The sequence below is a fragment of the Streptomyces sp. NPDC104313 genome (assembly GCF_055583985.1).
The window spans coordinates 594,893-609,812 of record NZ_JBVJMW010000004.1; the positions used below are offsets into that span (position 1 = coordinate 594,893).

The 14,920-nt window shown below is 70.6% G+C and carries 12 protein-coding genes and 2 pseudogenes; 8 read left to right on the forward strand and 6 right to left on the reverse strand.

The window, feature by feature from the left end; genetic code table 11:
- Positions 1-80: 80 nt before the first annotated feature.
- From ACZ60Q_RS12950 to ACZ60Q_RS12970, 5 genes and pseudogenes are all read left to right on the forward strand, one after another.
- Positions 81-567, forward strand: a pseudogene (locus ACZ60Q_RS12950) (MarR family transcriptional regulator); the annotation flags it as partial.
- 336 nt (positions 568-903) lie between these two features.
- Entirely contained in the window at positions 904-1,452 is a 549-nt protein-coding gene (locus ACZ60Q_RS12955) for a Scr1 family TA system antitoxin-like transcriptional regulator (RefSeq protein WP_469632767.1), read from the forward strand.
- Entirely contained in the window at positions 1,452-2,258 is an 807-nt protein-coding gene (locus ACZ60Q_RS12960) for an SAM-dependent methyltransferase (RefSeq protein WP_469632457.1), read from the forward strand. The genes ACZ60Q_RS12955 and ACZ60Q_RS12960 overlap by 1 nt, the downstream gene beginning before the upstream one ends.
- A gap of 462 nt (positions 2,259-2,720) precedes the next feature.
- Positions 2,721-2,855 (forward strand): hypothetical protein, encoded by a 135-nt coding sequence (locus tag ACZ60Q_RS12965; protein WP_469632459.1) that lies wholly within the window; start codon positions 2,721-2,723, stop codon positions 2,853-2,855.
- A 158-nt stretch (positions 2,856-3,013) separates the two neighbouring features.
- Entirely contained in the window at positions 3,014-3,316 is a 303-nt protein-coding gene (locus ACZ60Q_RS12970) for a hypothetical protein (protein WP_469632461.1), read from the forward strand.
- Positions 3,317-3,477: 161 nt separating this feature from the next.
- Here ACZ60Q_RS12970 and exaC read toward each other — a convergent pair whose 3' ends face one another.
- From exaC to ACZ60Q_RS12995, 5 genes are all read right to left on the reverse strand, one after another.
- Positions 3,478-5,001: an acetaldehyde dehydrogenase ExaC gene (exaC, locus tag ACZ60Q_RS12975; protein ID WP_469632464.1), complete on the reverse strand. Its 1,524-nt coding sequence runs from the start codon at positions 4,999-5,001 to the stop codon at positions 3,478-3,480.
- A gap of 153 nt (positions 5,002-5,154) precedes the next feature.
- Positions 5,155-6,414: a GAF domain-containing protein gene (locus ACZ60Q_RS12980; RefSeq protein WP_469632467.1), complete on the reverse strand. Its 1,260-nt coding sequence runs from the start codon at positions 6,412-6,414 to the stop codon at positions 5,155-5,157.
- 82 nt (positions 6,415-6,496) lie between these two features.
- On the reverse strand, positions 6,497-7,111 hold the full coding sequence (locus ACZ60Q_RS12985; RefSeq protein WP_469632470.1) for an N-acetylmuramoyl-L-alanine amidase: 615 nt from the start codon (positions 7,109-7,111) through the stop codon (positions 6,497-6,499).
- Positions 7,112-7,470: 359 nt separating this feature from the next.
- Positions 7,471-8,856 (reverse strand): SWIM zinc finger family protein, encoded by a 1,386-nt coding sequence (locus ACZ60Q_RS12990; RefSeq protein ID WP_469632473.1) that lies wholly within the window; start codon positions 8,854-8,856, stop codon positions 7,471-7,473.
- Positions 8,853-11,963 (reverse strand): SNF2-related protein, encoded by a 3,111-nt coding sequence (locus tag ACZ60Q_RS12995; RefSeq protein WP_469632475.1) that lies wholly within the window; start codon positions 11,961-11,963, stop codon positions 8,853-8,855. The genes ACZ60Q_RS12990 and ACZ60Q_RS12995 overlap by 4 nt, the downstream gene beginning before the upstream one ends.
- Before the next feature lie 254 nt (positions 11,964-12,217).
- Between ACZ60Q_RS12995 and ACZ60Q_RS13000 the strand changes: the two genes are divergently transcribed.
- Both ACZ60Q_RS13000 and ACZ60Q_RS13005 read left to right on the forward strand, forming a co-directional pair.
- Positions 12,218-13,288: a fatty acid desaturase family protein gene (locus ACZ60Q_RS13000; protein ID WP_469632478.1), complete on the forward strand. Its 1,071-nt coding sequence runs from the start codon at positions 12,218-12,220 to the stop codon at positions 13,286-13,288.
- 80 nt (positions 13,289-13,368) lie between these two features.
- The gene (locus ACZ60Q_RS13005; protein ID WP_050362970.1) at positions 13,369-13,551 is read left to right on the forward strand and encodes a hypothetical protein; all 183 of its coding nucleotides are present in this window, start codon (positions 13,369-13,371) and stop codon (positions 13,549-13,551) included.
- A gap of 52 nt (positions 13,552-13,603) precedes the next feature.
- Here ACZ60Q_RS13005 and ACZ60Q_RS13010 read toward each other — a convergent pair.
- Positions 13,604-13,813 (reverse strand): annotated as a pseudogene (locus tag ACZ60Q_RS13010) (hypothetical protein); the annotation flags it as partial.
- 200 nt (positions 13,814-14,013) lie between these two features.
- Here ACZ60Q_RS13010 and ACZ60Q_RS13015 point away from each other — a divergent pair.
- Complete coding sequence (locus ACZ60Q_RS13015; protein ID WP_469632481.1) at positions 14,014-14,916, forward strand: oxygenase MpaB family protein; 903 nt, start codon at positions 14,014-14,016, stop codon at positions 14,914-14,916.
- The last annotated feature ends 4 nt before the right edge of the window (positions 14,917-14,920 follow it).

Genomic DNA, 14,920 nt, shown 5'->3' on the forward strand with positions numbered 1-14,920 from the left:
CGCGAACCGACTTCGCGCTCCTGCCGACGCGCGAGCGGTACGTCGTCGGGTTCGTCGACCACCTCCCCGAGGGCGTGTCGATGACCGTGAAGACCCTGGTCAAGCACCTTCAGCTCTACGGCCAGCAGGCCATCTCCACGCCCCCACGGCTCTGTCCGTCGCCGGGCACCTGCGGCGCGTACGGTGCGCGGTCGGCGCGGGCGAGAGGACCCGCTGGGTCTTTCGCACCTTCTGGTCCCGCACCGCCCGCGACAACGAGTGGTGGAACACCTACCTCGCCACCGAGAACGCCGCCCTGGCCACAGCTCCCGTACCGGACGCGTCCACCCCCGACACGGCACCGCCGCCACCGTGGGCCCCGGCCGAGGAACCACAGCCTTCGCCCGCACCGGAGGGCCCCGGTCCGGAGCAGACCCCCGAGCCCACCTCCGTACCGCACCGGCGCACCCCGGCCCAGGCCCGCGGCACCGAGCCCGCGCCGCCCGCCCCGCACACAGTTCCACGGCGCCCCGCACCTCCAAAGCAGGACCCTCCCTCGCCTACCTCGCCCTGGCCCGTCTCGGTCGTCGAACGGTGGTCTGGGATCGGGCAGCGAGATGTTCCGCCGAGCCAGATGCGCTGCTCCCTGGGCGCTCACGCTGACGGTGATGGCGCCCGCTGCGGCCGTGGAGCGCTGGATGACCAGGTGGATGCTGGTGACGCCCCTTCGGCCGCAGAGCGGGGTAACGAGGCCGATGACGGCGTCGCGGGCGTCCTGGATCTGCTGCCCGGGGCCGCGGCGGAGTTGCAGCCCGGCGGTCACGATGCGCCGGACATGCCGGCCGGCGTCGCGTTTTGCCGGTATGCAGACGTACACGGTAGGTGTCCTCGCTCACGGTCTGCGCCTGATGGGCCTCGTCCACCATCAGCCCACTCACGGCCGCGCCCGGCGTCGTGCCGGAACTTCTCCAGACCCCCGAGTACGCCTGCGCCCTCCTGTACCACCCGAAGGCCGACGACGGGGAGATCGAGCGGCGCCCCCAGCTCCTGCGCGAGCGCCAACAGCACGTCCTGTACCGCCCCGGCCGGCCCGGCGTGCTGTGGGCCTTGAACGAAGACGCGGTGCTGCGGCCGCCGATCGGCGGGAGAGCGGCCATGGCCGAACAGATCGACTACCTTGACCGATACACCCGCGACCGCAGCAGCGGCATCACCATCCAGGTAATCCGCGCGGCCGACGGCGGGCATCCGCAACTGCTGTCGGGGCCCGCGTCGATCCTGCGCTACCCCCACCCCGCGCTGGAAAGCCGCCTGATCACCCGGGCACTGCACTCCGAGGCCGCCGCCCTCACCGAGGACCCCGCAACAGTGAGCACCTACCTTGCGGCGATGGACGAAACCGCGGCCCTCGCCGCACTACCCACCACCCCGCTGCCGCACCCAGCGGAGCAGGAGAGAAAGGGCCACCCCTGATGACCGACAACCCGGATCACCGGACCAACCGGAAGATCGACCTCCAGCCGCACAAACCGCACTCCGCCCGGTTCTGGAACGCCCTCCTCGGAGGCAAGGACAACTACCCCGCCGACCAAGAGCTCGCCGAGAAGATGAAGAAGGAATTCCCCGACGCGGTCAACCTCGCGGTCTCCACCCGCGCCTTCCTCAAACGCTCCGTGACCCACCTGGTCGCCCAGGACGGCTACCGCCAGTTCCTCGACATCGGCACCGGCCTCCCCACCGCCGACAACACCCACGAAGTCGCCCAACTCGCCGCAGCGGACGCCCGCATCGTCTACGTCGACAACGACCCCATCGTCCTCGCCCACGCCCGCGCCCTGCTCACCAGCACCCCCGAAGGCGCCACCGACTACCTCGATGCCGACCTCAACCGCCCTGACATCATCTTCACCGAGACCGCCCGCACCCTCGACCTGGACCAGCCCGTCGTCCTGATGTTCATGTCCGTCATCGGCCACGTCACCAACCCCGCCAAGGCCATCAGCCTGGTCCAGGAGTACACCTCCCGCCTCGCCCCCGGCAGCGCGCTCGTCATGTGCACCACGCTGGCCTCACCGGACATCGACGCCGCCAACCGCTCCTACGCCGACTCCGGCACCCAGCCCTACGTCGCCAGCACCGCCGACACCATGCTCGCCATGGCCGACGGGCTGACTATCCCCGACCCCGGCCTCGGCCCCATCAACAGGTGGCACCCCGGACCCGCCGGCCCCGACAACGACACTCGCCAGTGGGGCTACATCGCCTACAAACCCGCCTGAAGGCACTTCCCGAGCCCGACCGGCTGAGCGCCGCCCCAGCCGCCAGGCCGCGGCTGGGCGAGAACTGCCTCGATACGCTCGGCTCATGACTGACTTTGTGCAGGTATCGACGGCAACACCCACACGGGATCGGGCCGTTGCCCCCGCCGATCCGGTAGTTCAGCGGCGGTCGGTGGCGGGGTCGCAGATCGGTTGACCCGTCACGGGCGTCTTCTGGCACCTGGGTGGGTACGGCATCGGCGAGGAGTGGAAACTTCTTCCACCGCCGACAACGCCAGCCCCTCATCGTGCGCGGATACTTCGGCGGTCGGCACGTCCGCTACGTCACCGACGAGTGAACCTCATGAGTTTCTGAACAATAAGCAAGAACGCATGGGTTCAAGAACCGCAGGGGGGGGAGTGGCGGAAGGCTCTGGACCGGATGAAGCGGAACTCCTTGCCTGTTGGCGTTTCTTCGGCTGCATGTACTACGCGGCCATGCGGCCGGCGGACATCATCCACCTCCGGCTCAAACAGTGCCGTCTGCCCGAATCCGGTTGGGGGCTGCTCAACCTGTCGGGCGGTGTCGTCACCGCAGGCAAGGACCGGACGGACTAGGGCGCGGTGCACGAGGTGCACTCGCTCAAGCGTCGCGCGGCCACCGCCACCCGGCCCGTGCCCATTCCGCCGCAGTTCGTACGCATCCTGCTGGAGCACATCGAACGGTTCGGCGTAGCGCCGAACGGCCATTGTTCCGAAACCAGGCCGGCAACTACATGGACGCCGCCGCGTATGGCACAACGTGGGCGCGGGCGCGAAAGTCCGTCCCGACCCGCACGGAACTTGCCTCCGGCCTGGCCAAGTGGCTCTATGACCTCCGGCACGCTGGGATTTCGTTCTGGTTGTATTCCGGAGTGGACCCGGCCGAATGCGCTCGCCGCGCGGGCCAGAGCATCGGGGTTCTCTTCCGCCACTATGTCAAGTTCCTGGATGGCGTCGGTGAACAGGCCAACCGCCTCATCGAGCAGTCGATGAAGGAGCGGGATCGCGTCAGTCAGGGCGCGGGGGCAGCGCGGTGAGTCGGGGTCTTGGTCCGCCACGGGTCCGGAACAACTGGTCACAAGCGGGAGAGAGGTGGGAGGAACTGGTAGTTACCACGTGAACGGTCCCTAACTCGAGTGGGCCGAGCGGAAGGCGCCTGACGGGCAAAAGCCCAGCTCAGGCGCCTTCTCGCGTGCTCCTAGAAGAAGCCCAGCTTCTTCGGCGAGTACGACACCAGAAGGTTCTTCGTCTGCTGGTAGTGCTCCAGCATCATCTTGTGGTTCTCCCTGCCGATGCCCGACTGCTTGTAGCCGCCGAATGCCGCGTGCGCCGGGTAGGCGTGGTAGCAGTTCGTCCAGACCCTGCCCGCCTTGATCCCACGCCCCGCCCGGTAGGCCGTGTTGACGTCGCGGGTCCAGACTCCGGCCCCCAGCCCGTAGAGGGTTTCGTTCGCCGTGCTGATGGCGTCGTCGAAGTCCGTGAAGGACGTCACGGCCACGACCGGGCCGAAGATCTCCTCCTGGAAGACCCGCATCCGGTTGTCTCCCTCGAGGACCGTCGGCTGGACGTAGTAGCCGCCGGCCAGCTCACCGCCGTGCTCGATGCGCCTGCCACCCGTCAGGATCTTCGCTCCCTCCTGTCGGCCGATGTCCAGGTACGAAAGGATCTTCTGCAACTGGTCGTTGGAGGCCTGGGCGCCGATCATCGTGTCGGTGTCCAGTGGGTGACCCGGCACGATCTGTTCCGTGCGGGCGATGCCCGCCTCCAGGAACGCGCCGTAGTGGCCGCGCTGAATGAGAGCACGCGACGGGCACGTGCACACCTCGCCCTGGTTGAGGGCGAACATGGTGAAACCTTCGAGAGCCTTGTCGAGGAAGTCGTCGTCGGCGCGCGAGACGTCGTCGAAGAAGATGTTCGGCGATTTGCCGCCCAGCTCCAACGTCACCGGCTTGATGTTCTCGGAGGCGTACTGCATGATCAGCCGCCCCGTCGTGGTCTCACCCGTGAAGGCGATCTTCGCGACGCGCGGGCTGGAGGCGAGCGGCTTCCCGGCCTCCGCTCCGAAGCCGTTGACGATGTTGATGACGCCGGGCGGAAGCAGATCAGCCACCAGGCTCAACCAGTAGTGGATCGAGGCGGGCGTCTGCTCGGCCGGCTTGAGGACCACCGCATTGCCCGCGGCGAGCGCCGGGGCGAGCTTCCAGGTGGCCATCAGGATGGGGAAGTTCCACGGGATGATCTGGCCGACCACACCCAGCGGCTCGTGGAAGTGGTACGCGACGGTGTTGTCGTCGATCTCGCTGAGCGAACCCTCCTGGGCGCGCAGAGCCCCCGCGAAATAGCGGAAGTGGTCGATGGCCAGCGGAATGTCGGCCGCCAGCGTCTCCCGTACGGGCTTCCCGTTCTCCCAGCTCTCGGCGACCGCCAGCTCCTCGAGGTGAGCCTCCATCCGGTCGGCGATCCTGTTCAGCACCGAGGCCCGGTCCCCGGCGGATGTGGCTCCCCAGCCCGGAGCCGCAGCATGGGCGGCGTCCAGGGCCAGTTCGACGTCCTCGGACGTGCCGCGCGCGACCTCCGTGAACGGGCGGCCATTGACAGGGCTCGGGTTCTCGAAGTACTGGCCCCGGGCCGGCGGGACGTACGCGCCGCCGATCCAGTGATCGTAGCGGGACGCGTAGGTGACGATCGCACCCTCGGTGCCCGGCGCTGCGTAACGGGTCATCTCAGTGGCCTCCCGGATCCGGCGCCACCCGCCGTTGGGCGGCCCCCGGCGCGAGGCTAGGGGCGTGGACGTTGCAAGGGCGTTGCAACGGCACTGCGGGGGCGGCCTTCCACGGTCTGCGTCACCGTTCTGTCTGCCGGGCGTCGACAAGCTCTAGCCACGCTGCTCGGCGTCCAGCCCCCGTACCCGGGCCAGCAGCGCCGCCCGCTGGTCCGCCGGAACCGCCCCGGCCAGCGCGCGCCATACGGGCAGGTCCTCCTCGCCCCACGAGCTGTAGGCCCAGTCTGCCAGCAGCCCCGGATCAGCCCGGGCGATCAGAGCCGCCCGCAGCTGCTCCGAGATCCGCCGCCGCAGGCGTACGACCGCAGGGGCCCGGGAACCCGGCAACAGCGGGCCCGCGTACGAGCCCAGCGCCGCCGCCACCGCGCCCGAAGCCAGCCGACGCGTCACCGTGTCGAAATCGGCGTCCACCGGGACGGTCAGCCGGTACGGGCGCGAATCCAGCAGATCGGGCCCCAACAGCCTGCGGAGCCGTGAGAGTTCGGCCCGCAATGTCACCGGGGTCACCGACTCGTCCTCGTACAGCTCCACCAGCAACTCGTCCCCGCTCAGGCCCTCCGGCCGACGGATCAGGGCGACCAGGATCTCGCTGTGCCGACGGCTGAGCCGCAGCCGACGGCCGTGCGTCACCAGCAGCGCCTCGTCCCTGCCCAGCGCGGTCAGCCGCACCGACTCGACGTCGGACTCGGACGACGGCGTCAGCAGCGCGAGCTGCGACTCGGCCGCCCGGGCGACCGCCTGGACGAACGCCAGACTGTGTGGGTGGGCGAGCCGGTCGCCGCCCGTGATGTCGACGGCTCCCAGCACCCGGCCCGTACGGGGGTCATGCAACGGCGCCGCCGCGCAGGTCCACTGCTGGACCGGTCGCAGGAAGTGCTCGGCGGCGAAGACCTGGACCGGACGGTCCACCGCGATGGCCGTTCCCGGCGCGTTCGTCCCCGCCACGGACTCGGCCCAGCGGGCGCCCTCGACGAAGTTCATCAGGCCGGCCCGCCGTCGCGCCGCCGTATGCCCCTCGACCCACAGGAGGCGTCCGTGGGCGTCGCAGACGGCCAGCAGGTGTTCCCCGTCCGTCGCGTACGCTCCCATCAGCTCGCGGATCACGGGCATGGCACGGGCCAGGGGGTGCGCCGCCCGGTAGGGGCCCAGTTCGTCCGGGCCGAGCTCTACCGCGGGGGCGTCGTTCGGGCTGACCCGTGCCCGTGCCGAGCGTCGCCAGGACGCGCCGACCACCGCACGGACCGGCCGCTCCAGGCGTCCCGCCGAGGTGAACACGTCATGGGCGCGGCGCAGTGCGCCGCTCTGTTCGCCGGGATCGGTGCCCGCGGTCAGGGCCACCCAGGGATCCGTCAACTCACCCTCCAGTCCATGGGACTTCGCGCCCTCTCATGGTCGTCGCCGTCGGCCTCCGGGACAAGCTCGGTGCGGAGAGTCATCACCACGGGTGGCCGGAAGGTGACGCTCGGGTGACACCGGCGACGAGCCGGAGATAGCGTTCCCAGTCCCAGTGGACGCCGGGGTCGGTGTGGTCGCTGCCCGGCACCTCGTGATGGCCGACGATGTGCTCCCGGTCCTTGGGGATGCCGTGGCGGTCGCAGATGTCCGCGGTGAGCCTGGCGGACCGCAGGTACATGACGTCCGTGAAGAACTCCGGGCGGTCCACCCATCCTTCGTGCTCGATGCCGATGCTCCGGGTGTTCCAGCTCCAGTTGCCCGCGTGCCAGGCGATGTCCTTCTCGCGTACGCACTGGGCGACATGGCCGTCGCCGGAGCGCACCACATAGTGGGCCGACACCTGTTTGGAGGGGTTGCGGAAGATGCCTGCGGTCGGAGTGAACAGTTGTTGGGCGACATGGATGACGACGCGGTCGATCCGGCGCTCCGAAGGGCGGGAGGGGACGGTGTAGTTGGCGGGGGCGGCCGGAGCCCAGAGTGCGGTCGCGTAGTCGGTGGGGGTCTTCGGTGCCGCCGCCACGGCCCTCGCTGAGGCGGGCAGGGCGGCAACGACCGCCGTCGCGGCGGCACACTGAATGATCCTTCTGCGGTGCAACGGCCCTCCTGAGGCCGGGGCCAGGGGCCGAGGCCTGGGCGGAAACGGGACAGGGGCGGGGGCGGGGGCGTTTCAAGCTGAGCCGGAGCGGCCCCCTGGGTCGTGAATCGCCCTCGCCGATGCAGATGACGAGCCCGCCGGACATCCGGTTCCCCGTAATTGCCGTACGGACACTCCTCGGCTTCCGCGCGTACGGCTTCCGCGCGTACGGCTCCCGTGCCTTCGGCTGCTGAGCCTGCGGATCCCGCGTCGCAGATACCGTTTCTCCGTGAGTGACGAACTCGCCCGGCGACCCGGTCCCCGGCCAGGGTTCCCCAGCTCCCGGCGCCGCCTCCCCACCCGCCCCAGGCCTCGACGGTTCAGACAGCCGCGTCCGCCGCCCCGCCGTCGGCTCCCGCCAGCGCTCCCGCCGGGTCGTCGTCCGCCGGTCCGGCGGGTACCCAACGACCGCGCTGCTTGCGGTAGGGCCACCACCGCCCGTTCCGGTCCAACCGGAGCTGGAGGTCGGCGCCCGCGACGGTCCAGCGGGCCCGTCCGCTCACCCGCAGTGCCGGCCGCTCGCCCGCCTCCCACGCGTCGCCGAGCCGGGCACGGGCCCGTCCCAGGTGCTCCGGGTCCGGTGTCCACTCCTCGTCCAGCACGGCGAGTGCCGCGACCCCGCCGTACCGCCAGGCGCGGACCGCCGCGTCCAGGTCCGCGGCCGGGCGGCCGGACGCCGTGGCCAGCCGGGCCCCGATCCGCGGCACCGGCCGGGTGTCCGCGGCCAGCCGTACCGCGTCCTGCCGCGGAGTCAGCTCGACCGGGAGCGGCTGCCCTTCGTGCCCCGGGGCCAGCGCGTCCAGCAGCATCCGGTGGGCCCGCACCGCGCTGTCGACCGCCAGCATCTCCAGCGCCGCCGGGTCGATCCCGGGCGCGGGCCCGGTCTCCGTGTCCAGTGAAGGCCCGAGCCCCGGCTCATCGGGGGCCGGCGGGGGAGCGGGGAGCGGCGGCAGGATCCCGGCCGCCGCGAACACCTCGCCTGCCGGGACTCCGTGTACCTCCTGTTCCGCGTCGTCGGCTCCCTCCCGTGCCCCGTCGCCGCCCGCCCGGACCGCGCGGGCGGCACTGCGCACCTGGAGTTCGTCCAGCAGCCGCCGCTCCTCGCGCCCCCGCATCAGCAGCAGGACGAACGGATCCTCGTCCAGCAAGCGCGCCACCTGGTAGCAGAGAGCGCCCGAATGTGGGCAGTGGTCCCAGGCCCCACAGGTGCACTCCGGCTCCAGATCCCCGATGCCGGGCAGCAGATCGACCCCGGCGCCCGCCGCGTCCTCCACCAGATGCGGCGGCATCTCCCGGTCCAGCAGCGCCGCGATGTGACCGGCCCGGTCCACAGCCATGTCGAGGAACCGGTCCCAGGCGCCCACGCCGAGCTGCTGGAGCAGGACGTCGCTGCGGTAGGCCGTACCGTCGCGGTCCCGAACCACGGCTGTGATCCGCCCCGGTCGTACGGAGACCGCCCCGACCCTGCGCTCCCGGGCCAGCCGCCGGCCCTGCTTGAGCTGCTGGCCGTCCAGCGCGGTGTCCTCCAGAGCCTTGAGCCACGCCAGTCCCCACCAGGACGTGGCGAAACCCCGGCCCTGCGCAGGGGGAAACGCCGCGAACACACGCTCCGCCCCGTTCCGGCCGTCCCGCGATGCCCCGTCGTCGCCCCGGTCGGAGGCGTCCGTGTCGCCCGTCCCGTAGTCGTCCTCGTAGTCATCGCTCATCGTGTGCCCCCTCGTAGCTCGACCAGGTCGGCCAGTTCCGCATCGGTCAGTTCGGTCAGTGCCGCCTCGCCCGAGCCGAGCACCGCGTCCGCGAGTCCCTGTTTGCGGGCGAGCATGTCGGCGATCTTGTCCTCGATCGTGCCCTCGGCGATCAGCCGATGCACCTGCACCGGCTGCGTCTGGCCGATCCGGTACGCCCGGTCCGTCGCCTGCGCCTCGACCGCCGGATTCCACCAGCGGTCGAAGTGCACGACATGTCCGGCCCGGGTGAGGTTGAGCCCGGTGCCCGCTGCCTTGAGGGACAGCAGGAAGACCGGCGCCTCGCCCGCCTGGAAGCGAGCCACCATCTCCTCGCGCCGGGCCACTGGCGTACCGCCGTGCAGGAACTGCGTGTCCACCCCGCGCGCGGCCAGGTGATCCTCCAGCAGCCGGGCCATTTGTACGTACTGCGTGAAGACCAGCACCGAACCCCGCTCGGCCAGGATCGTGTCCAGGAGTTCGTCCAGCAGTTCGATCTTCCCCGACCGGTCCGTGATCCGCGGCTGCTCCTCCTTGAGGTACTGAGCGGGGTGGTTGCAGATCTGCTTGAGGGCCGTCAGCAGCTTCATCACGAGCCCCCGCCGCTCGAACCCGTCGGCGGCGGCGATCTCCGCGAGGGTCTCGCGGACCACCGCCTCGTACAGTCCGGTCTGTTCCGGCGTCAGCGAAACGGCCCGGTCGGTCTCGGTCTTCGGCGGCAGCTCCGGCGCGATCCCCGGGTCGGACTTCCGGCGGCGCAGCAGGAACGGCCGCACCAGCGCGGCGAGCCGCTCGGCGGCGCCCGGGTCGTTGCCGCCCTCGACCGCTGCCGCGTACCGCGTACGGAAGGTGCTGAGCCGACCTAGCAGACCGGGCGTCGTCCAGTCCAGGATCGCCCACAGCTCGGAGAGGTTGTTCTCCACGGGTGTGCCGGTGAGTGCGACGCGGGCGCGGGACCCGACAGTACGCAACTGCTTGGCCGTCGCCGAGTGCGGGTTCTTCACGTGCTGCGCCTCGTCGATGACGACCATGCCCCAGGGCACGTCGGCGAGCCGTGGCGCGTCGAGGCGCATCGTGCCGTATGTCGTCAGCACGATCTCGCCGTCCGCCAGCTCTTCCAGGGAACGCGACACACCGTGGAAGCGGCGGACGGGGGTGCCCGGCGCGAACCGCTCGATCTCCCGCTGCCAGTTGCCCATCAACGATGTCGGGCACACCACCAGCGTCGGGCCGGCCGCGTCCCGGTCGCCCTGCCGGTGCAGGTGCAGGGCGATGAGCGTGATCGTCTTTCCGAGGCCCATGTCGTCGGCGAGGCAGGCGCCGAGGCCGAGGGAGGTCATCGTGTTCAGCCAGTTCAGACCGCGCAGCTGGTAGTCGCGCAAGGTCGCGGTGAGCGTCTCGGGCTGTCCGATCGACTGCTGGGCGGCGGACTCCGGGGCGGCCAGCCGGTCCCGCAACTGTTGGAGCCAGCCGGTCGCCGCCACCTCGACGCGACGGCCGTCCACCTCCGTCGAACCGGTCAGCACCGCGCCGAGAGCGTCGATCGGGGTGACCTTGCGGTCCTGGGTCTCCCGGGCGCGGCGCGCCTCCCCGGGGTCGATGAGCACCCACTGGTCGCGCAGCCGCACGATGGGCCTGCGGGATTCGGCGAGCCGGTCCAGCTCCTCGCGGGTCAGCTTCTGGTCGCCGAGTGCGAACTGCCAGTCGAACGACAGCAGTGCGTCGGCGGAGAGGAACGAGGGCACGTCCGCGGCGGTGCGTCCCCGAGTCGCGGAGCCCTGTCCGTCGCCCTCCCGGTCCATGGCATCCCGGTATGTGGCATCCCTGTCGTCCGGGCCGATCACGGCGCGCGCGGTGAGCTTCCTGGCCAGTTCCTTGGGCCAGTGCACCTGCACACCGGCGGCGGCCAGGGCACGCGAGGCGGACCCCAGCAGTTCGGCGATCTCCTCGTCGGCCGGTTCCACCGAGTCCGGCACCGCGGCGGAGAGCAACGGTGCCAGCGCCGGCCAGGCACGGGCGGCCCGGCGCAGGGTGAGGAGGACGTCCATCCGGGCCCGCGGCCCGAACGCGGCGGCGGTCCGCGAGCCGCCCGCCCACACCTCGGCCGCGTCGGCGACCAGGGTGGGATCGCTGACACTGTGGATCTGCAGGACGGCACGGAACGACGGCGTCGCCAGGTCCGGACCGGACCTCGGCCTCACGGATCCCGGACCCGACGCTGGACCCACCGCTTCCGGGGCGGCTTCCGGGGCCGCCCCGAGGTGCGCATCCGTGATGCTCCGCGGCGAGGTCGCGCCGGTGACCTCGATACGCAACGAGAGCCGCACGCCCGCGTCGTGACCGGCCGCCACATCGGCCGCCCAGGCCCGCACCTCGGGCAGGCGCTGCGGCTGCGGGGAGGCGAACGCGGGGCCGGCGGCGGCGAATCCGGCAGCCGGTGTACGGGGCATCGTGTCGGCCACGGCATCGAGGAACGCACGCAGCAGTCGCTCCGGTTCGGGCAGCAACGTTTCGCCGCCGCCGTTCGCCGTGTTCCTCTCCCGCTCCCGCTCTCCCGCTCCGCCCGGCCGGCCCGTACCGTCCGGGCTGACGGCCCCGCCGGGGCCGTCCGGCTGCCCGCCGCCCTCGTCCGGAACGGGGGTCGCGTGGGCGGTCGGCGGCATCGACGCCGCCAGTTCCCGAATCCGTTGGAGGTCGTCGGCGCTCAACGGCCCGATCCGCCAGGCGTCGTGGTCGGTACTGCTCAGCCCCGGCAACAGGAGGCCGCGGGCGACGAACTGGAGAGCGAGCAGCGTGGCGGCGCCCCAGAAGGCGGTGGCGGGTGAGGCATCCGCGACAGCGCGTGCCCGGGTCAGGACCGGCAGAGCGTCCCGCACGGAGAGGTGCTGCGCCGTGATCGTACGGAGGCGCAGGTCGGGTTCGACGACGGTCAGCTCTGACAAAGTCCCGGGAGCGTCGGAAGGGGGGCTACCGTCCGGGTTCCAGAACGCGATACTGCCGGTACGTGCTGGATCCGCGGGGACGAAGACCGCAGAGCAGCGGGACAGTTCGGCGATCTCGGAGGGCGTTGCCGCAGGGTGCCTGTGCACAGCGATGTCAGATTCCTCAAATTTGACTAGTGGGCGGAGTCGCCGAGGGTACTCCATTTCGAGCGACGACAGGCCGTATGGCTATGTGGTGCGCGTCACCTCCCCTCTTTCCGGTCTCGATGGTGCAGCCAGCCCCACCATCGGGCACGGGGGTCTGCCCCAGGGGAACCAGGGTGGTGGCGCCATGGCTCCCACCGGCCCCCGGTCCGTACGTTCGATGAGTCAGCGCATATGTTCCAGAGACCGGAGACGTCATGCCCCAGGCGACAGCCACTGTTGCGGATCCCGCCGACGAAAGCAGTCCGGACCGCCCGGCCGATGTTCGGGAGGCTTCGGCCGGAAGCGACTTCGCGCCGCTGCTGCGGACCGTGCGGGACCAGGGGCTGCTGGAGCGCCGCACGGACCGGTATGTGCTCGGTATCGCCGTCAATCTGGCGGCCCTGGGCGCGGTGATCTCCGGCTTCGTCCTGCTGGGCGACACCTGGTGGAGCCTGCTCCTCACCCTGCCGCTGGCGGTTCTGTGGACCCGTACGGCTTTCGTCGCCCATGACGCGGGGCACGCGCAGATATCCGGTGACCGCAGGACGAGCAGACTGATCGGTCTCGTACACGCCAATCTGCTCCTCGGTATGAACGAGGCATGGTGGAACGACAAGCACGTACGCCACCACGCCAACCCGAACCACATCGACAAGGACCCCGATGTCGGTGTCGGCGCCCTGGTCTGGACGCAGAAGCAGGCGGCGCAGCGTGAGGGGTTCGCCCGCTGGCTGACCAGGAACCAGGCCCGGCTGTTCTTCCCGATGCTGTTGCTCGAAGGCGTCGCGCTGAAGATCTACGGATTCCAGTTCCTGCGCCATCAGCCCTTCCGGGAGCGGGCCCTCTCGGGGCTGCTGCTGACCGCGCACTTCGCCCTGTACGCGACTCTGTTGCTCAGCACGTTGTCACCGGGCAAGGCGATCGTCTTCGCACTGGTGCTGCATGCGCTGTTCGGCCTCCACCTGGGCATGGCCTTCGCCCCGAACCACAAGGGTATGGAGATGCCCGACCCCGACGGCGAGCGCTGGGGCCACCTCCAGCGACAGGTTCTGACCTCGCGCAACGTACGCGGCGCCGTCCTGACCGACTGGTTCCTCGGCGGGCTGAACTACCAGATCGAACACCACCTCTTCCCGAGCATGCCCCGCCCCAACCTGCGCCTCGCCCAGCCCCTGGTCAAGGCGCACTGCTCCGGTATCGGCATGCCGTACGCGGAGACCGGACTGATCGAGTCCTACCGGCAGGCGCTGGCGCACATGCACGAGGTCGGCGAACCGCTGCGGTAGCGCGGCCGACGGGGAACGTAAAGGCGCGCGGACGCGTTCACACAACAGGAGCGGCGCCGGCCGCGAAGGAGGCGTGGATCATGTCGAATGGTGCGAAGGTCGCTATCGGGGGAGTGCTCGCGGCGGCCATCCTGTGGCCCCTGATCGGATTCTGGTGGGCGCTGCTGATCGTGATCGGGGTTCCCGTGGCGGGCTATCTGCTGTTGGACCCGTCCCAGCGGCGCAGGCTCCGCAGGATCAACCGCAAGGAGATCGGTCGCTGAGCCCGGACACAGCAGGGCCCTGCGTGGGTGTGTCTCTCCCGGGCCGGATCCTTCCGGACCCGGTTCCTCCTGGGACCGTCTTGTCCCGCCCGTAGCCCTCCTCGTACGGTTCGAGTGCGAGAGCGTCGCACGCGGCCATGCAGTCGTTGCCCAGCACGCCGGGAAACCGCGCGGGCGTCAGCAGCATCGCGGTCAGCATCAGCAGCGCGTCGTCGGTGACCTCATCGTCCGCACCGGCCGCCGTGTCCTCCCCATTGCTCATCGCCCGCATCCTCATCGCTCGGTCCCGCGTCCCTGGTCCGTCAGCGCACCCTGACTACTCGGTAACCCTTTCGTCGAGGCTCGACGAGCAGGAGCGAACCGGAGCCGTGCCCACCCCGTTCGGGTGCGGGGAAGCCGAAGGCCCGGGCTGGGGGAGGCCTCCGCGTAAGGTTGGACGTCCGGCCGAACGAGGGGGACAGCATGGCAAAGCGGTACGACCGGCTGAAGGAGATCCAGCGGCTGGACCCCGAGCGGGACTTCCTGGAGATCTACCGTCTCACCGTCACCTACGAGTTCCCCTGGGACATCGCCCGCGCCCTCGAGCTGGCCCTCTACCGCACTTATGCCGTGCCCAGCATCGGCCGACTCCTCGATGAGACGGCCGAGTTGACGGACCGCTCCCAGAAGCGCTACGACGACACCGCCCTGCTGCTCGATACGGTGGTGGAGCACGGCTTCGACACCGACGACGGCCGTACTGCCGTCCGCCGGATCAACCGGATGCACCGTAGCTACGACATCAGCAACGATGACATGCGCTACGTCCTGTGCACGTTCGTCGTCACCCCGAAGCGCTGGCTGGACAGCTTCGGCTGGCGGCGCTTGTGCTGCCACGAGCTGGGGGCCTTCGCCGCCTACTACCGCACGCTCGGCGGCCGCATGGGAATCAAGGACGTTCCGGAGACCTACGAGCACTTCGAGCGCACCCTCGACGCCTACGAGCACGAGCATTTCGGCTGGGACGAAGGAGCCCGCCGGGTATCCGACGCCACGCTTGCGCTGATGGGGTCCTGGTACCCGGCGCCCCTCGCCCCGCTGGTGCGCGGCGCCAGCCTCGCGCTCCTGGACGACTCCTTGCTCAGGGTGTTCCGCTACCGCCGCCCGGGGCCGGTGGCGCGCGGAGCGACCAGAGGCGCGCTCCGGCTCCGGGCTGGTGTCGTTCGGCTCCTGCCGCCCCGCGGGACGCCCCACTACGCGCGCCAGAACCCCGAGATCAAGGGGTATCCGAACGGGTACGAGATCGCGGAGCTCGGTACGTTCCCCACGCCGGTCGTCCCTGGCTGCCCGGTTCCCGTCCGCCGGCCGCAGTCACCCACCGAGTGACGCG

What these genes read in the sequence shown, in the direction of transcription:
- ACZ60Q_RS13015 (WP_469632481.1), top strand. Translation starts at nt 14,014, where the DNA reads ATGGCAAAGCGGTACGACCGGCTGAAGGAGATCCAGCGGCTGGACCCC.
- ACZ60Q_RS12960 (WP_469632457.1), top strand. Translation starts at nt 1,452, where the DNA reads ATGACCGACAACCCGGATCACCGGACCAACCGGAAGATCGACCTCCAG.
- ACZ60Q_RS12970 (WP_469632461.1), top strand. Translation starts at nt 3,014, where the DNA reads ATGGACGCCGCCGCGTATGGCACAACGTGGGCGCGGGCGCGAAAGTCC.
- ACZ60Q_RS12965 (WP_469632459.1), top strand. Translation starts at nt 2,721, where the DNA reads ATGTACTACGCGGCCATGCGGCCGGCGGACATCATCCACCTCCGGCTC.
- ACZ60Q_RS12990 (WP_469632473.1), bottom strand. Translation starts at nt 8,856, where the DNA reads ATGAGCGATGACTACGAGGACGACTACGGGACGGGCGACACGGACGCC.
- ACZ60Q_RS13000 (WP_469632478.1), top strand. Translation starts at nt 12,218, where the DNA reads ATGCCCCAGGCGACAGCCACTGTTGCGGATCCCGCCGACGAAAGCAGT.
- ACZ60Q_RS13005 (WP_050362970.1), top strand. Translation starts at nt 13,369, where the DNA reads ATGTCGAATGGTGCGAAGGTCGCTATCGGGGGAGTGCTCGCGGCGGCC.
- exaC (WP_469632464.1), bottom strand. Translation starts at nt 5,001, where the DNA reads ATGACCCGTTACGCAGCGCCGGGCACCGAGGGTGCGATCGTCACCTAC.